The 18920-nt window shown below is 63.9% G+C and carries 19 protein-coding genes; 12 read left to right on the top strand and 7 right to left on the bottom strand.

The genetic code is table 11. The annotated features are described in order from the left end of the window. Positions 1 to 7 precede the first annotated feature (7 nt). Complete coding sequence (gene rph, locus XH89_RS00850) at positions 8 to 721, bottom strand: ribonuclease PH (protein WP_194465274.1); 714 nt, start codon at positions 719 to 721, stop codon at positions 8 to 10. 168 nt (positions 722 to 889) lie between these two features. Here rph and hrcA point away from each other — a divergent pair, with 168 nt between their 5' ends. Continuing rightward, the gene (gene hrcA / locus XH89_RS00845) at positions 890 to 1978 is read left to right on the top strand and encodes a heat-inducible transcriptional repressor HrcA (protein WP_194465273.1); all 1089 of its coding nucleotides are present in this window, start codon (positions 890 to 892) and stop codon (positions 1976 to 1978) included. A 97-nt stretch (positions 1979 to 2075) separates the two neighbouring features. Continuing rightward, on the top strand, positions 2076 to 2672 hold the full coding sequence (gene grpE, locus XH89_RS00840) for a nucleotide exchange factor GrpE (RefSeq protein WP_194465272.1): 597 nt from the start codon (positions 2076 to 2078) through the stop codon (positions 2670 to 2672). A gap of 166 nt (positions 2673 to 2838) precedes the next feature. Here the strand turns inward: grpE and pncA are convergent, their stop codons facing one another. Both pncA and XH89_RS00830 read right to left on the bottom strand, forming a co-directional pair. Next, a complete protein-coding gene (gene pncA / locus XH89_RS00835; protein ID WP_194465271.1) occupies positions 2839 to 3561 on the bottom strand; it encodes a bifunctional nicotinamidase/pyrazinamidase in 723 nt (240 codons plus the stop codon). A gap of 146 nt (positions 3562 to 3707) precedes the next feature. After that, entirely contained in the window at positions 3708 to 4649 is a 942-nt protein-coding gene (locus tag XH89_RS00830) for a hypothetical protein (RefSeq protein WP_194465270.1), read from the bottom strand. Positions 4650 to 5044: 395 nt separating this feature from the next. On the opposite strand from XH89_RS00830, the gene dnaK reads away from it, so the two are divergent. From dnaK to XH89_RS00785, 9 genes are all read left to right on the top strand, one after another. Next, on the top strand, positions 5045 to 6946 hold the full coding sequence (dnaK, locus tag XH89_RS00825) for a molecular chaperone DnaK (protein WP_194465269.1): 1902 nt from the start codon (positions 5045 to 5047) through the stop codon (positions 6944 to 6946). A gap of 245 nt (positions 6947 to 7191) precedes the next feature. Next, positions 7192 to 8328: a molecular chaperone DnaJ gene (gene dnaJ / locus XH89_RS00820; RefSeq protein WP_194465268.1), complete on the top strand. Its 1137-nt coding sequence runs from the start codon at positions 7192 to 7194 to the stop codon at positions 8326 to 8328. A gap of 93 nt (positions 8329 to 8421) precedes the next feature. After that, on the top strand, positions 8422 to 9021 hold the full coding sequence (locus XH89_RS00815) for a class I SAM-dependent methyltransferase (protein ID WP_027534962.1): 600 nt from the start codon (positions 8422 to 8424) through the stop codon (positions 9019 to 9021). Positions 9022 to 9078: 57 nt separating this feature from the next. Beyond that, positions 9079 to 9657: an NADPH-dependent FMN reductase gene (locus XH89_RS00810; protein WP_194465267.1), complete on the top strand. Its 579-nt coding sequence runs from the start codon at positions 9079 to 9081 to the stop codon at positions 9655 to 9657. Between the two features lie 6 nt (positions 9658 to 9663). Continuing rightward, on the top strand, positions 9664 to 10374 hold the full coding sequence (gene pyrF, locus XH89_RS00805) for an orotidine-5'-phosphate decarboxylase (protein ID WP_194465266.1): 711 nt from the start codon (positions 9664 to 9666) through the stop codon (positions 10372 to 10374). Between the two features lie 79 nt (positions 10375 to 10453). Then, positions 10454 to 10765, top strand: a complete 312-nt coding sequence (locus tag XH89_RS00800; protein ID WP_194465265.1) for a DUF1330 domain-containing protein — start codon at positions 10454 to 10456, stop codon at positions 10763 to 10765. 150 nt (positions 10766 to 10915) lie between these two features. Beyond that, a complete protein-coding gene (gene dapB, locus XH89_RS00795) occupies positions 10916 to 11734 on the top strand; it encodes a 4-hydroxy-tetrahydrodipicolinate reductase (RefSeq protein WP_194465264.1) in 819 nt (272 codons plus the stop codon). Positions 11735 to 11759: 25 nt separating this feature from the next. Further along, entirely contained in the window at positions 11760 to 12383 is a 624-nt protein-coding gene (locus XH89_RS00790) for a 2,3-bisphosphoglycerate-dependent phosphoglycerate mutase (protein WP_194465263.1), read from the top strand. 118 nt (positions 12384 to 12501) lie between these two features. After that, the gene (locus XH89_RS00785) at positions 12502 to 14388 is read left to right on the top strand and encodes a CocE/NonD family hydrolase (RefSeq protein WP_194465262.1); all 1887 of its coding nucleotides are present in this window, start codon (positions 12502 to 12504) and stop codon (positions 14386 to 14388) included. A 39-nt stretch (positions 14389 to 14427) separates the two neighbouring features. On the opposite strand, the gene XH89_RS00780 is transcribed toward XH89_RS00785, so the two are convergent. Next, positions 14428 to 15324, bottom strand: a complete 897-nt coding sequence (locus XH89_RS00780) for a bifunctional helix-turn-helix domain-containing protein/methylated-DNA--[protein]-cysteine S-methyltransferase (protein WP_194465261.1) — start codon at positions 15322 to 15324, stop codon at positions 14428 to 14430. 54 nt (positions 15325 to 15378) lie between these two features. Beyond that, positions 15379 to 15912 (bottom strand): DUF2244 domain-containing protein, encoded by a 534-nt coding sequence (locus XH89_RS00775; RefSeq protein WP_194465260.1) that lies wholly within the window; start codon positions 15910 to 15912, stop codon positions 15379 to 15381. A 22-nt stretch (positions 15913 to 15934) separates the two neighbouring features. On the opposite strand from XH89_RS00775, the gene nth reads away from it, so the two are divergent. Then, positions 15935 to 16705, top strand: a complete 771-nt coding sequence (gene nth, locus XH89_RS00770) for an endonuclease III (RefSeq protein WP_194465259.1) — start codon at positions 15935 to 15937, stop codon at positions 16703 to 16705. Positions 16706 to 16734: 29 nt separating this feature from the next. On the opposite strand, the gene XH89_RS00765 is transcribed toward nth, so the two are convergent. Both XH89_RS00765 and XH89_RS00760 read right to left on the bottom strand, forming a co-directional pair. Then, positions 16735 to 17484: a sulfate transporter family protein gene (locus XH89_RS00765; RefSeq protein ID WP_194465258.1), complete on the bottom strand. Its 750-nt coding sequence runs from the start codon at positions 17482 to 17484 to the stop codon at positions 16735 to 16737. A gap of 84 nt (positions 17485 to 17568) precedes the next feature. Next, positions 17569 to 18738: a hypothetical protein gene (locus XH89_RS00760; protein WP_194465257.1), complete on the bottom strand. Its 1170-nt coding sequence runs from the start codon at positions 18736 to 18738 to the stop codon at positions 17569 to 17571. Positions 18739 to 18920 lie beyond the last annotated feature (182 nt).

Raw genomic sequence — 18920 nt, 5'->3', positions numbered from 1 at the left:
CTATTGACTACGCGACAGCCAGTTTCTGCAAGTCCACCAGACGCGCGATGCCCTTCTGCGCCAGCGCGATCAACTTCAGGAACTCGTCCTGCGTGAACGGCTCGCGTTCCGCGGTGCCCTGCACCTCGATGATCCGGCCATCGCCGGTCATGACGAAATTGGCGTCGGTCTCGGCCTCCGAATCCTCGGCATAGTCGAGATCCAGCACTGGCGTGCCGTTGTAGATCCCGCAGGAGATCGCGGCGACGTTGTCGCGCATTACATTGGCCTTGATCATGTTGCGCGCCTTCATCCAGTTGATGCAGTCGGCGAGCGCGACCCAGGCACCGGTGATCGAGGCCGTGCGGGTGCCGCCGTCGGCCTGGAGTACGTCGCAATCGACCGTAATCTGGCGTTCGCCGAGCGCTTCGAGATCGACGATGGTGCGCAATGAGCGGCCGATCAGGCGCTGGATCTCGACGGTGCGGCCGCTCTGCTTGCCAGCAGCGGCTTCGCGGCGGGTGCGTTCGGAGGTCGCGCGCGGCAGCATGCCGTACTCGGCGGTGACCCAGCCACGGCCCTGGCCCTTCAGCCACGGCGGCAGGCGGTCTTCCAGCGTGGCGGTCACCAGCACATGGGTGTCGCCGAATTTCACCAGGCAGGAGCCTTCCGCATATTTGACCACGCCACGCTCCAGCGTCACGGGGCGCAATTCGTCGGGCGCACGGCGGCTTGGCCGCATGGGAAATCCTCCAGAACTCATGGGGTAGGGCTGTTCGCGGTGCTTGTAGGGGGGGTGACGGTGGGCAGCAAGGCTTTTTCACCCCCTGATACCCACCCCGCAAACGCCACGCTTGTCAGAACCGTCCTGGATGGACAAATTATGAGCATCTGACAGGAGTTGCCGTCTGTGGCCCATCACGATCCGATCCATCTGATCGCGCCGCGCGCAGGCCTCGCCCAGCTCAACGAGCGTTCCCGCGACATCTTTCGTCAAATTGTCGAAAGCTATCTCGCGACCGGCGAGCCGGTCGGCTCGCGCAACATTTCCCGCCTGATCGCGATGCCGCTGTCGCCGGCCTCGGTCCGCAATGTCATGGCCGATTTGGAACAGCTCGGCCTGATCTATGCGCCTCACACCTCGGCCGGCCGGCTGCCGACGGAACTCGGCCTGCGTTTCTTCGTCGACGCCCTGATGCAGGTCGGCGACCTCAACGAGGCCGAACGGCAGTCGATCCAGAGCCAGCTCGCGACCGTCGGCCACGCCCAATCCGTCGAAGCGGCGCTGGATCAGGCGCTGACCCGGCTCTCCGGCCTCACGCGCGCCGCAGCCGTGGTTCTGACGCCCAAATCCAATGCGCGGCTGAAACACATCGAATTCGTCCGGCTGGAACCGGAAAAAGCGCTGGTGATCCTGGTCGGCGAGGACGGCCAGGTCGAAAACCGCGTGCTGACGCTGCCGCCGGGGGTTCCCTCCTCGGCCATCACCGAGGCCGGCAATTTCCTCAACGCGCGGATTCGCGGCCGGACGCTCGCTGAGGCGCGGCTCGAGCTGGAGACCGCGCTCGGCGAGGCACGTGCCGAACTCGACCAATTGGCGCAAAAGGTGATTTCGGCCGGGATTGCCAGCTGGTCGGGCGGCGAGAACGAGGACCGCCAGCTCATCGTCCGTGGCCACGCCAATCTGCTGGAAGACCTGCACGCGCTTGAGGATCTGGAGCGCGTTCGCCTGCTGTTCGACGATCTCGAGACCAAGCGTGGCGTGATCGACCTCTTGGGCCGCGCCGAAACCGCCGAAGGCGTGCGGATTTTCATCGGCAGCGAGAACAAGCTGTTTTCCCTGTCGGGCTCCTCCACCATCATCTCGCCCTATCGGGATGCCGCCGGCCGCATTGTCGGCGTTTTGGGCGTGATCGGGCCGACGCGGCTGAATTATGCGCGGGTGATCCCGACGGTGGACTACGCCGCCCGCATCGTTAGCCGCCTTCTGGGGGGCTGACCGGCATTTGCGCTGATCACGGGCGCTTGATTTTCAGCGCCCGAAGCACGATATCCGGGCCAGAAAACCTCCCCTGAGCGAGTTCGAGAAGCAGCCGATGACCGATCCAACCCGGCAACCCGAAGACACGACCGGCGAGCCCGTGGTGTCAAAGCCCTACATCATGCCCGACGATCCCGAGCCCGGCTCCGTCGAGCTGCTGCAGAAAGAAGCCGCCGAGGCGCGCGACCGCATGCTGCGGACGCTGGCCGAGATGGAGAATCTGCGCAAGCGCACCGCCAAGGAAGTCGCCGACTCCAAGCTTTACGGCATCACCGGCTTTGCCCGTGACGTGCTCGAGATCGCCGACAACCTCCAGCGCGCGCTCGATGCCGTTCCGGCTGAAGCGCGGGCGGCGGCCGATCCCGGCCTGACCGCACTGATCGAGGGCGTCGAACTCACCGAGCGCTCGCTACTCAGCGCGCTGGAAAAGCACGGCGTGAAGAAGCTCGATCCGCAGGGCCAGAAGTTCGATCCGAACTTCCATCAGGCGATGTACGAAGTGCCTGACGCGTCTGTGCCGGCTGGCACCGTGGTCCAGGTCATGCAGGCCGGCTACACCATCGGCGAGCGCGTGCTGCGCCCGGCGCTGGTTGGCGTCGCCAAGGGCGGCGCGAAGCCCGCGCCCGCTGCGAACAGCAACGAAGCGAACTGAGCTCTCAACCCTCATGGTGAGGAGGCGCGAAGCGCCGTCTCCGGACGATGCTTCGCATCGCCGGGAGAACTATGAAGGCCGAGCTGTAGCAGCGGGGCCTTTCATCCTTCGAGACGCGCGCTAAGTAGCGCGCTCCTCAGGATGAGGGACGCGCAGTTTTCGCGCCTTACGCGCTGACCGCGATATCCGCAGACTGAATCCGCTTCACGCCGGCCTTGGCCATGTCGGCCCAGGCCTTGGCCAGCGAGCCCTGCGTGTCGATGCCGCGGCAAGCGTCTTCCACGACATAGACCTCGAAGCCGGCCTTGCGCGCATCGAGCGCGGTCCAGGCAACACAGAAATCCGTCGCGAGACCTGCAACGAAGACGCGCTTGATCTTGCGCGACTTCAGATAGGCGGCAAGGCCTGTCGTTGTCTTGCCGTCGGCTTCGAGGAACGCCGAATAGCTGTCGACGTCCTTGTGAAAGCCCTTGCGGATGATGAGCTCGGCCTGCGGGATCGAGAGGTCCTTCGACAGCGAGGCGCCGTCGGTGCCCTGCACGCAATGGTCGGGCCACAGCACCTGCTTGCCATAGGGCAGATCGATCGTCTCGAACGGCTTCTTGCCGGAGTGTACTGACGCAAACGAAACGTGGCCGGGCGTGTGCCAGTCCTGCGTCATCACCACGTTCGCGAAACCTTTCGCGATCTTGTTGATGACAGGCACGACCTGCTCGCCTTCCTTCACCGCGAGACTGCCGCCCGGCAGGAAGCAGTTTTGCACGTCGATCACGAGCAGCGCGGAAGTGTCGTCCGGCTTGATGGAAGCCGCGGCGAAAAGAACGGATGGAACGAGGCTCGCAAGCGCCGTGGTCCCCAGCGCGGCCAAGATCTGTCGTCGATCAAGCATCGTCAGCCTCCCCTCAAGATGATCCAGTGGGGGCAAGCCTAGTTCCGTTCGTGTACGAACAAAAGCCCGAAAATGCAGCCGGTTTTGGTGAGAGGTTGGGCTGCTAGCTCATGTCGCCGGGACGACACGGAGTATGTGGGACCGTCCTAGCCCTTCGGCTGGATGCCGTCGCGAACGGCGCGGAAGCGGGTGAAGGCGTCCGACCACTGGTCACGCGGCGCGCTGGCGATGATGCGCAGCGAGGCGGCGCCGCCCGAGAAGCGAATCCACTGCACCACGGTGACAGGCGTCTTGTCCTTGCCGCTGACGCCATCGATCCGGGTCTCGAAGCCCTGCAGGCCGTTGATGCGGATTGGCTCGGACATGGTGACGCGGGATTCGCGCACGCCGGGAATCTGAAGCGCGGCCTCCTGGGCGAAACGGGCACGGTCGTCGGCGGCCTGCGGGGTCGCGCCGATCAGGCCAAGGATCATGAACGGCTTGGATTCATAGCCTGCGCTCTCGTTGCCGTCGGCCAGGATGATGCTGGAGCCCGGGACCAGCGTGCGGACGTCCTTGAAGCCTGCGAGCTCGGTGATCTTGAACGGCATCAGCCCGAGCTGTTCTTCCGCCGACACCTCCTTGCGGGTCACGACGGTCGCAAACATCTGCTTCACCGCCTCGTCGGTGTAGATCTTCGAGGCCTTCTCGGGGACCTGCACCGCGACATAGCCGGAGAAGCCGGCGCCCGGCACGATCATCGAATAGCGCTTCACCGGGGTCTCGCCGGACTTGCCGCTCTCGGTGGTGAAATAGGCAAGGCCCGCCGGCGTCTCGATCTTGTCCGGCTTGACGCCGTTGCTGCCGGCCGGATTTGCATTGAAGGAGGCCACGACTTCGCCATAGGCGGCCGGCGGCAGCTCGGTGACCAGCACCTTGACACTGCCATCCTCGCTCTCGAAGCCCGGGAAAGTCTTGGCCGTGTTCAGTCCGATCAGCGGCACCATGCCGAGGCGCAGGCCAGGCGGATAAATGGCATCGGCAGCGAGCGCCGGAAACGCTGAGACAATAAGAACGGCGAGCGCAACGAGGGGGCGGGTCAGCTTCATGGGCACTCTGATTGGTTCACATTGAGGCCGTTCAATGGTCGGCCATTGGGCCGCTTTGTCGCGCGAAGCAGCCCCTTGACGAGGCTGTCCGGCCGGAGCGCCTTTTAGCGGGTTTGGCCCGCCGGTAACAGGGCGGGCTGGTCCAATGGCGGGGCGGGCCGAGGCCCGGACCTGTTAATATTTCCTCACCCGCAAGGTCGGTGAAGCCCGGATAGGATCTTCCAAAACCCGATGTTTTCACGGCTGAAACTTGCGTTCGGTCCTTGCGGCCCCCTCCCCCCCTCCTATATGAGCCTCAACCATCGCAATCTCGCGAATGTTTGATCTTAGGGGGTTTCGGATTGGGTGCCTTCTGGGCCCAACCAACCTGCCGCAAAAAGAAGGATATCAGGACCATGGGAAAGGTCATTGGGATCGACCTCGGCACCACGAATTCGTGCGTCGCCGTGATGGATGGCAAAAACGCCAAAGTCATCGAGAATTCCGAAGGCATGCGCACGACGCCTTCGATCGTCGCCGTGACCGATGACGGCGAGCGCCTCGTCGGCCAGCCGGCCAAGCGCCAGGCCGTTACCAATCCCGAGCGCACCTTCTTCGCAGTGAAGCGCCTCATCGGCCGCCGTTACGACGACCCCATGGTCGAGAAGGACAAGAAGCTCGTTCCGTACAAGATCGTGAAGGCTTCCAACGGCGACGCCTGGGTCGAGGCCGACGGCCAAACCTACTCGCCCTCGCAGGTCTCCGCTTTCATCCTGCAGAAGATGAAGGAGACCGCGGAAGCCCATCTCGGCCAGAAGGTCGATCAGGCGGTCATCACCGTTCCCGCTTACTTCAACGACGCCCAGCGCCAGGCCACCAAGGACGCCGGCAAGATCGCGGGCCTTGAAGTGCTGCGTATCATCAACGAGCCGACCGCGGCTGCGCTCGCCTATGGCCTCGACAAGACCAAGGCCGGCACCATCGCCGTGTACGACCTCGGCGGCGGCACGTTCGATATTTCCATTCTCGAAATCGGCGACGGCGTGTTCGAGGTGAAGTCGACCAACGGCGACACCTTCCTCGGCGGCGAAGATTTCGACATGCGCCTCGTCGGCTATCTCGCCGACGAATTCCAGAAGGAGCAGGGCATCAACCTGCGCAACGACAAGCTCGCGTTGCAGCGCCTGAAGGAAGCCGCTGAAAAGGCCAAGATCGAGCTGTCGTCGACGACGCAGACCGAGATCAACCTGCCCTTCATCACCGCGGATCAGACCGGCCCGAAGCATCTGACCATGAAGCTCACCCGCGCCAAGTTCGAGGCGCTGGTCGACGACCTCGTGCAGAAGACCGTCGAGCCCTGCCGCAAGGCGCTGAAGGACGCCGGCGTCACCGCCGGTGAGATCGGCGAAGTCGTTCTGGTCGGCGGCATGTCGCGCATGCCGAAGGTCCAGGAAGTCGTGAAGCAGCTGTTCGGCAAGGAGCCGCACAAGGGCGTCAACCCGGACGAAGTCGTAGCGATCGGCGCTGCGATTCAGGCCGGCGTGCTTCAGGGCGACGTCAAGGACGTGCTGCTGCTCGACGTGACCCCGCTGTCGCTGGGCATCGAGACGCTGGGCGGCGTGTTCACCCGCATCATCGACCGCAACACCACGATCCCGACCAAGAAGAGCCAGGTGTTCTCGACCGCCGAGGACAATCAGAACGCGGTCACCATCCGCGTCTTCCAGGGCGAGCGTGAAATGGCGGCCGACAACAAGATGCTCGGCCAGTTTGACCTGATGGGCATTCCGCCGGCCCCGCGCGGCATGCCGCAGATCGAGGTGACCTTCGACATCGACGCCAACGGCATCGTCAACGTCTCGGCCAAGGACAAGGCCACCGGCAAGGAACAGCAGATCCGCATCCAGGCCTCCGGTGGTCTGTCGGAAGCCGACATCGACAAGATGGTCAAGGACGCCGAGGCCAATGCCGTGGCCGACAAGCAGCGCCGCGAGGCGGTCGACGCCAAGAACCATGCCGACGCGCTGGTGCACTCCACGGAGAAGGCACTGGCCGAGCACGGCTCGAAGGTCTCCGAGACCGAGCGCCGCGCCATCGAGGATGCCGTCAGCGACCTCAAGGAAGCGCTGAAGGGCAGCGATGCCGAGGCGATCAAGGCCAAGACCAACACGCTGGCCCAGGCTTCGATGAAGCTCGGCGAGGCCATGTACAAGCAGCAGGCCGAGGCCGATGCGGCCAAGGACGCTGCGAAGGACGACGTCGTCGACGCGGAATTCACCGAAGTCGATGACGACAAGAACAACAAGAAGTCCGCATAAGCCCCAAGAGGGTCATGATGCGGACTTCTTGGACCCCACACGCTTCCCCGGCCTCCCCCTTCAGGGGGGAGGCTTTCGTGTCGGGACAGGCGGGCGGTGCGCCCGTTACGATCAATCAATTTCCTAAAGCTATGCTCAACGCTGCCATGCAGCCCTCTGCCGTGACGCGGAAGGCTGACTATATCGTCGCGTGGCGACGTTGTTTCGCTCCGACTTGAATCGCGATCGGAAGACCTGAGTCAGACATGTCCACGTCCACCAAGCGCTGCTACTACGAAACCCTCGAAGTCGAACGCACGGCCGACGAGAGCAAGCTGAAATCGTCGTTCCGCAAGCTGGCGATGAAATTCCATCCCGATCGCAATCCCGGGGATGAGACCAGCGAGGTCAAGTTCAAGGAAATCAACGAGGCCTACGAGGTCCTGAAGGACAAGGACAAGCGCGCAGCGTATGACCGCTTCGGCCATGCCGCGTTCGAGCAGGGCGGTCCCGGCGGCGGTGGTGCCGGCTTCGGCGCCGGCTTCGCCTCCTCCTTCTCCGATATTTTCGAAGATCTGTTCGGCATGGCCGGGCAGCGCGGCCGCGGCGGTCGCGAGCGTGGCGCTGATCTGCGCTACAACATGGAAATCACCCTCGAGGAAGCTTTTGGCGGCAAGACCGCGCAGATCGAGATCCCGGTCTCGGTCACCTGCGAGGCCTGCTCGGGTATCGGCGCCAAGGCCGGCACCAAGCCGAAGACCTGCTCGACCTGCGGCGGCGCCGGCCGCGTGCGGCAGTCGCAGGGCTTCTTCACCCTCGAGCGCACCTGCCCCGGCTGCCAAGGCCGTGGCCAGATGATCGAGGACGCCTGCCCGTCCTGCTCGGGTCAGGGCCGCGTCACCCGCGAGCGCACGCTGTCGGTCAATATTCCGCAAGGCGTCGAGGACGGCACCAGGATCAGGCTTGCCGGCGAAGGCGAGGCCGGTGTCCGCGGCGGCCCGCCCGGCGACCTCTACATCTTCCTGTCGCTGGCCCAGCACCAGTTCTTCCAGCGCGACGGCGCCGACCTGCATTGCCGCGTGCCGATCTCGATGGTCACGGCCGCGCTCGGCGGCGAGTTCGAGGTCCCGACCATCGACAAGAGCAAGGCCAAGGTGAAAGTCCCGGCCGGAACCCAGTCCGCCCGCAGATTCCGCATCGCATCAAAGGGTATGCCGGTGCTGCGCTCGCGCCAGATGGGCGACATGTACGTCCAGGTCGTGGTCGAGACCCCGCAGAACCTCACCAAGAAACAGCAGGAATTGCTGGCCGAGTTCGAAAAACTCTCTTCCGGCAACACCCAGCCGGAATCCGAGGGCTTCTTCGCCAAGGTCAAGGATTTCTTCGGTAATCGGGCGAACTGACCCGGCTTGACCGTATCCTCTTGGGCCTATACGTCTTTATGACCATTTTCTGACACGCCGCGGTCTCGCGGTCTCGTCCCGTCCGGTCCAGACATGCCATTGCCGTCGTCCGCGCGTGCGTTGAAGAAGCCCCGTCTCGACGACGAGGTGCGTTTTCTCAGGTCATGGATCGAAAAGCCGCTGCACATGGGGGCAGTGATGCCGTCGGGCAAGCTGCTCGCCCGGACCATGGCGCATTATGTCGATGTCGATTCGGACGCACCCGTGGTCGAGCTCGGACCCGGCACCGGTGCGATCACCTCGGCTCTGGTCGAGCGCGGCGTCGACCAGAAGCGTCTCGTCCTCGTCGAATACAATCCCGGCTTCTGCGCCCTGCTGCGCGACCGCTATCCGCAGGCCAAGGTGGTGCAGGGTGACGCCTATCGCCTGCGCGACACGCTCTGGAACGTGCTGAGCGCGCCCGCTTCCGCCGTCGTCTCCGGCCTGCCGCTGGTCACCAAACCGATGCTGACGCGGCTGCGGCTGATCCGCGATGCCTTCACGGCACTGGCGCCCGGCGCGCCCTTCGTCCAGTTCACCTATGCGGTGGTGCCGCCGATCCCGAAATCGCTGCCCGGCGTGTCCACAGAGGCCTCGGAACGGATCTGGATGAACCTTCCGCCGGCCCGCGTCTGGGTGTATCGCAAGGACTAATTCCGCCGTCGTCGTTCCATGCGCGGCGGGCTCGTTTCGCCGAACGCATTGGATTGAATGTCAGCCCCGAAGATCCTGGTCATTCCCGGCTCGCTGCGCACCGGCTCGCACAATGTGAAGCTGGCGGCAGTCGCCGCGTATGAATTCGCCCGGGCCGGCGTCGAAATCACCCGCATCTCGCTCGCCGATTTTCCGCTGCCGATTTACGACGGCGATCTCCAGGCCAAGTCGGGCGTGCCCAAGCACGCGATCAATCTCAAGCGCATGATCGGCGCGCATCACGGCGTGCTGATCGTCTCGCCCGAATACAACGCCTCGGTGCCGCCGCTGCTGAAGAATGCGATCGACTGGGTCAGCCGCGTGCAGGATCCGCACGAGGCGCGCGGCGAGGTGTTTCGCAACCGTGCCTTCGCGCTTGCCGGCGCCTCGCAGAGCCGGCTTGGCGCTGCTCGCGCGCTTCAGGCGCTGCGGCTGATCCTGACCTCCTGCCACGCCAATGTGATCGCCAGCCAGTTCACGCTCGCTTTTGCCGACCAGGCCTATGACGATATGGACAGGCTCAAGAGCCAGGCCGACAGCGACGGGCTAAAGGAGATGGTGCGGCAGTTGATCGACATTTCCCAACGCATGATGTGAGGTGACATGACGCCAGCCGAAATCGCCCCGAAAGACCGCCTGATCGTTGCGCTCGATCTGCCCAGCGTTGATGCCGCGGAGGCGATGATCGCAAGGCTCGGCGACAGCGTCACCTTTTACAAGATCGGCTATCGCCTCGCTTATGCCGGCGGCTTGCCGCTAGTTGCCAAGCTTGCCGACAGCGGCAAGAAGGTCTTTCTCGATCTCAAGCTGCATGACATCGGCAATACGGTGTCACAAGGCGTCGAGAGCATCACCAGGCTGGGCGCGACCTTTCTCACCGTGCATGCCTATCCGCAGACCATGAAGGGCGCCGTCGAGGGCCGCGGTTCTTCGAAGCTGAAGCTCCTCGCCGTCACCGTGCTGACCTCCTACAACGACGACGATCTGCACGCGGCAGGCTTCCGGCTCGGCGTCTCCGAGCTGGTCGAAGCGCGCGCGCAGCAGGCGCAGGTGCTCGGCATCGACGGTCTCGTATCCTCGCCCGAGGAGGTCGGCGCCTTGCGCAAGATCGTCGGCCACCAGATGAGCCTGGTCACGCCAGGTATTCGCCCGGCGGGCTCGGCAACCGGCGATCAGAAGCGCATCATGACGCCCGGTCGCGCGATTGCCGCGGGGGCGGATTATCTCGTCGTCGGGCGGCCGGTGGTGGAAGCTACGGACCCGAAGGCGACGGCTGACGCCATCCAGGCCGAGATCGCGCAAGCGCTCGGCTAGAGCATGATCCGGAAAAGTGCGAAGCGGTTTTCCGATCGGATCATGCTCAACTAGCAACCGACAACAAAGGAGAAGAACGATGGCCAAAGGCTACTGGATCGGACGCGTCGACGTGAACAATGACGAGGGCTACAAGCCCTATGCCGTCGCCAATGGTCCGATCTTCAAGAAATGGGGCGGCCGCTTCGTCGTCCGCGGCGGCAAGTTCACCACCGTCGAAGGCGGCAGCCGCACCCGCAACGTCGTGATCGAATTCCCGGACTATCAGGCCGCGATCGCCTGCTACAACTCGCCGGAATACCAGGCCAACATCAAGGTGCGCCAGCCGCACTCGATTGCCGACCTCATCATCATCGAGGGCTATGACGGCCCGCAGCCGGCAGACGGCTGAAACGCGCGGTCATTCCGGGGCGCCGAAGGCGAACCCGGAATCTCGAGATTCCGGGTTCGATGCTGCGCATCGCCCCGGAATGACGATTGTGCCCCCTCGGTTGCCGGAACTGCATCCCGCCGCTACAACGGCCCTTGAGAGGATCACATCATGTCAGACATGCGCTTGATTGTAGCTGGAGCCGGAGGCCGGATGGGCCGCGCGCTGACGCGGGCAATTGCGGACAGCAAAGGCGCAGTGCTGGCCGGTGCCCTGGAGGCGCCTGGCTCGGAGCTGCTCGGCAAGGATGCCGGCGTGCTCGCAGGCCTGCCGGCCAACGGCATCAAGCTGTCCGCCGATCTCTGGGCGATGTCGAAGGACGCCGACGGTATCCTCGATTTCACCGTGCCGGCGGCGACCATTGCCAATGTCGCGATCGCAGCCGAGCGCGGCATCGTCCATGTCATCGGCACCACCGGGCTTTCGGCCTCGGACAACGCCGTGATCAAGAGCGTCACCAACCGTGCGGTCGTGGTGCAGTCAGGCAATATGAGCCTGGGTGTCAATCTGCTGGCCGCGGTGGTCAAGCGCGTCGCCAAGGCGCTCGACGAGAGCTTTGACATCGAGATCGTCGAATCCCATCACCGCATGAAGGTCGATGCGCCCTCCGGCACCGCGCTGATGCTGGGTCAGGCGGCGGCGGCTGGCCGCGACATCCCGCTCGACGAGGCGCATTCGGAACGTGGCCGCGACGGCATCACCGGCGCGCGCAAGCCGGGCGCGATCGGCTTTGCCTCGCTGCGCGGCGGGACCGTCGCCGGCGATCACAGCGTCACCTTCCTCGGTCCGTTCGAACGTCTGACGCTGTCGCATCAGGCGGAGGATCGCATGCTGTTCGCCCATGGCGCGCTGAAGGCGGCGCTGTGGGCGCATGGCAAGAAACCCGGACACTACTCGATGGCCGACGTGCTCGGCCTCACCGACATCTGAACCAAGCAAGCAACGGATTTGGGCAATGAGCGAACGTCTTCTCGTGCTGGTGCGGCACGGCCAGAGCGAATGGAATCTGAAGAATCTGTTCACCGGCTGGAAGGACCCTGACCTTACCGAGCTCGGCGTGAAGGAGGCCAAGGAAGCCGGCCGCAAGCTCAAGGCACAAGGCCTCGTGTTCGACGTCGCCTTCACCTCGGTCTTGACGCGCGCGCAGCACACGCTCGATCTGATCCTTGCCGAGCTTGGCCAGCAGGGCCTGCCGACTTCGAAGAACCTCGCGTTGAACGAGCGCGACTATGGCGATCTGTCCGGTCTCAACAAGGACGACGCCCGCAAGAAATGGGGCGAGGAGCAGGTGCATGTCTGGCGCCGCTCCTACGACGTGCCGCCGCCCGGCGGCGAAAGCCTGAAGGACACGCTGGCGCGCGCGCTGCCCTACTACGTGCAGGAAATCCTGCCGGGCGTGCTCAATGGCAAGCGCACGCTCGTTGCGGCCCACGGCAACTCGCTGCGCGCTTTGATCATGGTGCTGGAAAAGCTGTCGCCCGAAGGTATCTTGAAGCGCGAGCTCGCGACCGGCGTACCGATTATCTATCGCCTCAATGCGGATTCGACGGTGGCATCGAAGCTGGATCTGGCATCGTAGTCGCTTCCGGAGCAGGCGCGGAGCGGCGCGGAAAGGGCGGGTTTCCATGGGAGAGGATTCGGCTTGCAACGGACTCTCCCGACGGGACGTTGCCAAGCTCGGCATTGGCGCTGGTTTGATGTCGGTCGCCGGTGCCGGACAGGCGGCACAATCCTACGAGGTGATCCTCGAAGCCAAAATCATGGTGCCGATGCGCGACGGCATCAGGCTTGCGACCGATGTCTACCGTCCCGCGCTGAACGGGAAGCCACTCCCCGGCCCGTTTCCGGTCATTCTCGAGCGGACGCCCTACGGCCGTAATATCGTCAGTCGATCCGAACTGTCCGTCGCGGAGCCGAAGCCGAAATCGCGTGCCGAGGTCGCGGCATTCTTTGCAAAGACCGGCTATGTCGTGATCTATCAGGACTGCCGCGGACGCTATGATTCCGAAGGCGAGTTCGTCAAATATCTGAGCGACGGAAACGACGGCTACGATTGCTGCAAATGGATCGTGGCTCAGCAATGGTGCAACGGCAAGATCGGCACCATGGGGCTATCCTACGCGGCCCACACCCAAGGCGCGCTCGGCTGCACCAACCCGCCAGGCATTGCCGCGATGTTTCTCGATAGCGGCGGCTTTTCCAATTCCTACCAAGGCGGGATTCGTCAGGGCGGAGCCTTCGAGCTGAAGCAGGTGACCTGGGGATTCAATAATGGAATCGTCAGCCCGGGGGTTCAGAACGATCCGGTCCGGCTCGCCGAAATGAAAGCGATCGACCTCAAGGCCTGGTTCGCGCGCATGCCCTGGAAGCGCGGCCACTCTCCGCTGACGCCCGCGCCCGAGTACGAGAATTACGTCTACGACCAGTGGGAACATGGCAATTTCGACGACTACTGGAAGCAGATCGGCATTCACGCCGCCGGCTATTACGACCAGTTCAGCGACGCGCCGATGGTACACATGTCGGCCTGGTATGATCCCTACCCGCGCACGGCGACCGAGAATTACATCGGTCTCAAGGCCCGCAAGAAGGGGCCGGTCAGGCTGATCCTCGGCCCCTGGACGCATGGCGACCGCTCGCTGACCTATGCAGGCGACGTCGATTTCGGACCTGGCGCCACGCTCGACCGCAATCTGGCGCCGGACTATCTGAGCCTGAGGTTGCGCTGGTTCGACGCCTGGCTGAAAGGCGAGCCCAACGGCGTGGCCGAAGAACCGCCGGTGCGGATCTTCGTCATGGGCGGCGGCTCCGGTCGCCGCAACGCCGCAGGCCGGCTCGATCATGGCGGCCGCTGGCGCACCGAGAAGGACTGGCCGATCCCGGACGCGCGCAACACGCCCTATCATTTGCATGAGAACGGCCGGCTGGCGCCGGAGTTGCCTGCAGCCGCAGCCGAGCCGCTGACCTTCGATTTCGATCCAGCGCATCCGGTGCCGACGATCGGTGGCACGGTGACGTCGGGCGCGCCGGTGATGGTTGGCGGGGCGTTTGACCAGACCGAAGGACCGCGCTTCTTCGGCTCGCGCGAGCCTTATCTGCCGCTTGCCGCGCGTCCCGACGTGCTGGTGTTCGAGACGCCGGTGCTGGATCGGGACATCGAAATCACCGGTCCGATCGTGGCACATCTGTGGGTTTCGTCCGACCAGCCCGATACCGACATCACCATCAAGCTGATCGACGTCTATCCGCCGTCAGAGGATTATCTGCAGGGTTTCGCCATGAACCTGACCGACGGCATCCTTCGGCTGCGCTATCGCAAGTCCTGGGAGAAGCCCGAGATGCTCCGGCCGGGCGAACCTGTTGCGGTGACGGTGGAGGCTTTCCCCACCGCCAATCTCTTCAAGCGCGGACACCGCATCCGGCTCGACATCTCGTCGAGCAATTTTCCCCACTTCGACGTCAATCCGAACACCGGCGCACCCGAAGCCAAGGGGCTGTCGCGCCGCGTGGCTCGCAACAGCATCTATCTGGATCGCGATCACCCGTCGCACGTGGTCTTGCCTGTTATTCCCGAGCGATCATGATCGGCTGACGATCACGTCCATCAACGATGTCCGTGGCGATTACTGCATCCCCATCTGCCCGGCCTCCCAGCCCAGCATCGCCTGCTTGCGGGTGATGCCCCAGTGATAGCCGGTGAGCGTACCGCTCTTGCCGAGCGCGCGGTGGCAGGGCACGACGAACGAGACCGGGTTCTTGCCGACGGCTGCACCGACGGCACGCGAGGCCTTCGGGCTGTTGATGTTGCAGGCGATGTCCGAATAGGACACCGCGCGGCCCATCGGAATCTTCAACAGCGTCTCCCACACCCGCACCTCGAAATCGGTGCCGATCATGACGACGCGCAGCGGCTGATCCGGCCGCCACAGCTTGGTGTCGAAGATGCGCGCAGCCAGCGGCGCGGTGCCTTCGTGATCCTCGACATAGGTCGCGTTCGGCCAACGCCGCGTCATGTCGGCGAGCGCGACCTTCTCTTCGCCGGGATCGGCGAAGGCGAGTCCCGACAGGCCGCGATCGGTCGCGATCACGATGGCGGTGCCGAACGGTGAGGGATGGAAGCCGTAGCGCAAGGTCAGCCCCGCGCCGCCATTCTTCCATTCGCCCGGCGACATCGCTTCGTGGGTGACGAAGAGATCGTGCAACCGGCCCGGACCTGAAAGTCCTGAATCGAGCGCCGCATCGAGGATGCTGGCGGAGTCCCGCAGCAGGCCTTTGGCGTGGTCGAGCGTCAACGCCTGCATGAAGGCCTTCGGCGTGATCGAGGCCCAGCGGCGGAACAGATGGTGCAGCTCGTCCGGCGTGACGCCGGCTGCGTCCGCCATCGCCTCGATGGTCGGTTGCGCGCGCCAATTCTCCGAGATGAAGGCGATCGCCCGGCGCACGGAATCATAGTCGCGCAGCGCGGCGTTCTGTGAGCCTGGCCTGGCCAGGCGCTGGTCATGTATCGCGAGTGTCATCATGACCGGAAATGTAGGCGCGGGCAGGCGTCGAAACCACCCGATTTCCGATCGGGATCAGGTCACCGGGTTGTAGGTCGGGCCGCGCCTGGCGGCGTTCAGCGCCTCGACCAAGCCTTTGTAGAAGCTTGCCTTTTCGTCCGGGCCGAGGAACCTTGCGATCTGGATCTGGTGGCCGCGCGAGATCAGATAGAGATGCTCGATGCCAAAATCCTCGTCGATCTCCATGTCGAGCCGGACCCAGAGCGGATTGAAGGTCAATTCGGCGACCTGGCCGTGATGGCTGATGCGCCGCACGCGCAATTCCGACGTCGTGACAGTGATCTCCTCCCGCGCCCGCCCGGTGCGGAAATTGACCTTGAAGGCCCACCAGACCACCAGCACGTCGAGGCCGAAAAAGCCGAGCACCGGCCAGGCGCCCTTCATCAGGAAGACGATTCCGGTGACGAAGCTGACGAGGCTCAGGAACAGCATCACGGCAAGGAAGCCGGTGCGGTTCAGCGAGCGGTGCGGCGTCAGCAGCGCGGAGAAGATCTGCACGTCGCGTGGATCGTCAGAATCCTTGCGCTCAATTTCGTTGCCTGTGCTCATCGTCCCTCAGTATATCCCGATCATGGCGAAAATCACCCGTAAGCCGGCCCCGCACAAAGCGGCGGTGCCGAAGAAAAAGGCAAAGACGGCCAGCGCGAAGCCGAAGGCGTCCGCTCAAAAATCGGCGTCCGCGAAGAAATCGCTCAAGGCCATGAAACCCTGGACGCCGGCCGAAATTCGCGAGGTCTTCAGCCGTTTCCACAAGGCCAATCCCGAACCGAAGGGCGAGCTCGAGCACGTCAATCCGTTCACGCTGCTGGTCGCCGTGGTGCTGTCGGCACAGGCGACCGATGCCGGCGTTAACAAGGCGACGCGCGCCTTGTTCGAGATCGCCGACACGCCGCAGAAAATGCTCGATCTCGGCGAAGAACGCCTGCGCGACTACATCAAGACCATCGGCCTCTATCGCACCAAGGCCAAGAACGTGATCGCATTGTCAGCCAAGCTGCTCAGCGATTTCGGCGGCGAGGTGCCGCGCACGCGCGCCGAGATCGAGTCGCTGCCAGGCGCGGGCCGCAAGACCGCCAATGTCGTGCTCAACATGGCCTTCGGCGAGCACACCATGGCGGTCGATACACATGTCTTCCGCGTTGGCAATCGCACCGGGCTTGCGCCGGGCAAGACGCCGCTCGAGGTCGAGCTCGGACTCGAAAAGGTGATCCCGGCCGAGTTCATGCTGCATGCCCATCATTGGCTGATCCTGCACGGCCGCTATACCTGTCTCGCGCGCAAGCCGCGCTGCGAGGTTTGCCTGATCAACGATCTCTGCAGGTGGCCGGAGAAGACGGTGTAAACAGGATCGCGCTGCGGCGGGTGAGGCTTCTATCCTCTCGGGGACATCTGTCGCGCCGGCTCGATCAGCTCTGGACGCGGTCCTGATAGCCGCTTGTGCATGTGCACCATGAAGGCCATGCCGAAGATCGGCGTTGCCAGGTTCACGACCGGGATCGAGACGAAGGCGGCGATGAAGAGGCCGGCGGTGAAGATCGTCGCGGCGTTGTCGCGCCGCATCGCCTTGGCATCTTCGGGCGAGCGGAAGCGCATCGCGGCAAGCTCGAAATATTCTCGGCCGAGCAGCCAGGCTGCGGCGAGGAAGAAGATGAGAAAACCGGCACCGGCCAGAAACACCAGCGGCAAGGCAGCGAGATAGACCAGGATGGTCAAGAGCGCCGTCTTGATGCCTTCGAGAATCGCTTGGTTGAACGGCAACGCGGTGCCCGGCCGCTCCGCCGGATAATATTCGCGCTCGACGATATCGGCGACGTCGTCGACGAAGAAGCTCGCCACCAGCGAGGTGATCGCGGGCATCAGGAACACGCTGCCGAGCACCACGCCGAACCCGGCCGCAATCGAGATGATCCAGGTGACCACTTCCAGCGACGCATGCCAGCTCGGCCCGAGCAGGCCCTCCAGCCAGACCTCGCCATAGGTCGCAAACCAGCTCAGCAGCCGCTGCAACCCGATCGCCAGCACCACGATCAGCACCAGCGCGAGCCCGATCGATCGCCACAGGATCGAGCGCATTGGCGGCGACATCATTTGCGACAGCGCCTTCACGGCGGCATCCAGCATGGGAACCTCTCACGAAACCACCAGCGAGAGGTAGACACCCCGGGGCGCTTCGGCAAGGGAGGCTGACCTAGCGCGCCATGCGGTCTATGGCTCCGCCACGATGCTTGCCCAGCAGGCGATGGCGCTACAGACCGTGCTCCAGCGGCCAAAACCCTTGTAGATCTGGGCGGCGATCTGTTCCTGCTGCTTCAGCGTGCCCTCGGCCTTGATCTGCGGGTCGGAAACGTTGCGGATCGCGAGCCAGCGCGGCGCCTTGTCGCCCATCTCCTGCGCGACGAGACCGAGGACGGCATCGCCCATCTCGGAGACGTCGCCGAGGCCTTGGAGCTTGAAGTGATTGTCCGAGGTGTCGAAGCCGAAGAAATCGGTGGTCACCACGGACGATGATAGCTCGCTCGGCTTGACCACGAAGATCTTTGGCGGCCGTGCATTGTCCTTCGGCAATTGCCCGGCATTGGCTTTGAACAGCGTCTTGGCCTGCGCAAACTTGCTCGTCTTGGCCGGCTTGCTGGAGAAATGCTCCTGCGCAAACGGCTGCTTCTTGAACTTCGAGAGGCAGTCGAAGCGCACGATCGGGCTGACGATGACGTCGCCGACCTCGACCTCTTTGCCGATGCCGCCGGCCGTGCCCGTGGTGATGACGAGCGTCGGTTGCACCTCGGCGATGATCTGACGCCAGACGTCGATGTTCGGCAGCTGTGGGCCGTCCTGCGACATGTGCGAGTCGGATTTGAACACCACGACCTTCTTCTTGCCGATCGTCGTGGTCCAGAAGGCGCCGAGCCGCTTCAGCTCCTTGGCCGGGCAGCCGTTGCGCATCTTCTTCGAGATGGTTGCGTAATTGTGCGTATAGGGCACGTAGTCATTGTGCGAATCCTTGCCCGGCGTCAGCACGCGGCTGGTCGCGTGGCCTTCGTCGACGGTCCACGTCACCACCAATACGTCGGCGCGGGGCAGCGGGCCCTTGCCGTTGCCCGGCTTGGGCCCCGTCTGCGGCGCAAGCCCCTTGGGCCAGGGGATGTCGGTGAAGCGCGACAGTCCGGTCGAGGTGGAAAAGGCCAAGAACTCGCGGCCTTCGGTGCCCTCCGAATCGAAATCGATGATCTCGCGCTGGAAATCTTCGGAGGCGACCTTCGCGGTTTTCTTCACGGCGGCATCCGCGATGCGCTTGACCGTGAAGGTCGCGCGCGGCGGCGGTGTGGTGATCGGATCGAACCCGAGATTTCTCTCAACCCATTTGCGGTCAGCAGGCATTGCGCAGTACTCCGCCAATTGATTTGGACAAACAGCTTTCATTGGTCGGCCAGATCAGCCGACGGGTACAATCTTAGATCGAAAACCTATTCACGGTATGGTCGTGGCTATTGACCCATTCCGTGCCGATTTGAGGCGGCAGAGCACTGGCTCTGCCAGATAAGCATTTTTCTGAAAATAAT

Origin of the sequence: Bradyrhizobium sp. CCBAU 53340 (assembly GCF_015291645.1) — a bacterium.
In the GTDB taxonomy this organism is placed as follows: domain Bacteria; phylum Pseudomonadota; class Alphaproteobacteria; order Rhizobiales; family Xanthobacteraceae; genus Bradyrhizobium.
The sequence above is the reverse complement of the archived record's forward strand: the minus strand, read 5'-3'. Positions and strand labels throughout refer to the sequence as shown.

What these genes read in the sequence shown, in the direction of transcription:
- dnaJ (WP_194465268.1), top strand. Translation starts at nt 7,192, where the DNA reads ATGTCCACGTCCACCAAGCGCTGCTACTACGAAACCCTCGAAGTCGAA.
- XH89_RS00810 (WP_194465267.1), top strand. Translation starts at nt 9,079, where the DNA reads ATGTCAGCCCCGAAGATCCTGGTCATTCCCGGCTCGCTGCGCACCGGC.
- XH89_RS00765 (WP_194465258.1), bottom strand. Translation starts at nt 17,484, where the DNA reads ATGCTGGATGCCGCCGTGAAGGCGCTGTCGCAAATGATGTCGCCGCCA.
- XH89_RS00800 (WP_194465265.1), top strand. Translation starts at nt 10,454, where the DNA reads ATGGCCAAAGGCTACTGGATCGGACGCGTCGACGTGAACAATGACGAG.
- XH89_RS00785 (WP_194465262.1), top strand. Translation starts at nt 12,502, where the DNA reads ATGTCGGTCGCCGGTGCCGGACAGGCGGCACAATCCTACGAGGTGATC.
- rph (WP_194465274.1), bottom strand. Translation starts at nt 721, where the DNA reads ATGCGGCCAAGCCGCCGTGCGCCCGACGAATTGCGCCCCGTGACGCTG.
- XH89_RS00830 (WP_194465270.1), bottom strand. Translation starts at nt 4,649, where the DNA reads ATGAAGCTGACCCGCCCCCTCGTTGCGCTCGCCGTTCTTATTGTCTCA.
- dnaK (WP_194465269.1), top strand. Translation starts at nt 5,045, where the DNA reads ATGGGAAAGGTCATTGGGATCGACCTCGGCACCACGAATTCGTGCGTC.
- dapB (WP_194465264.1), top strand. Translation starts at nt 10,916, where the DNA reads ATGTCAGACATGCGCTTGATTGTAGCTGGAGCCGGAGGCCGGATGGGC.
- nth (WP_194465259.1), top strand. Translation starts at nt 15,935, where the DNA reads ATGGCGAAAATCACCCGTAAGCCGGCCCCGCACAAAGCGGCGGTGCCG.
- pncA (WP_194465271.1), bottom strand. Translation starts at nt 3,561, where the DNA reads ATGCTTGATCGACGACAGATCTTGGCCGCGCTGGGGACCACGGCGCTT.
- XH89_RS00760 (WP_194465257.1), bottom strand. Translation starts at nt 18,738, where the DNA reads ATGCCTGCTGACCGCAAATGGGTTGAGAGAAATCTCGGGTTCGATCCG.
- XH89_RS00780 (WP_194465261.1), bottom strand. Translation starts at nt 15,324, where the DNA reads ATGATGACACTCGCGATACATGACCAGCGCCTGGCCAGGCCAGGCTCA.
- XH89_RS00815 (WP_027534962.1), top strand. Translation starts at nt 8,422, where the DNA reads ATGCCATTGCCGTCGTCCGCGCGTGCGTTGAAGAAGCCCCGTCTCGAC.
- grpE (WP_194465272.1), top strand. Translation starts at nt 2,076, where the DNA reads ATGACCGATCCAACCCGGCAACCCGAAGACACGACCGGCGAGCCCGTG.
- XH89_RS00775 (WP_194465260.1), bottom strand. Translation starts at nt 15,912, where the DNA reads ATGAGCACAGGCAACGAAATTGAGCGCAAGGATTCTGACGATCCACGC.
- XH89_RS00790 (WP_194465263.1), top strand. Translation starts at nt 11,760, where the DNA reads ATGAGCGAACGTCTTCTCGTGCTGGTGCGGCACGGCCAGAGCGAATGG.
- pyrF (WP_194465266.1), top strand. Translation starts at nt 9,664, where the DNA reads ATGACGCCAGCCGAAATCGCCCCGAAAGACCGCCTGATCGTTGCGCTC.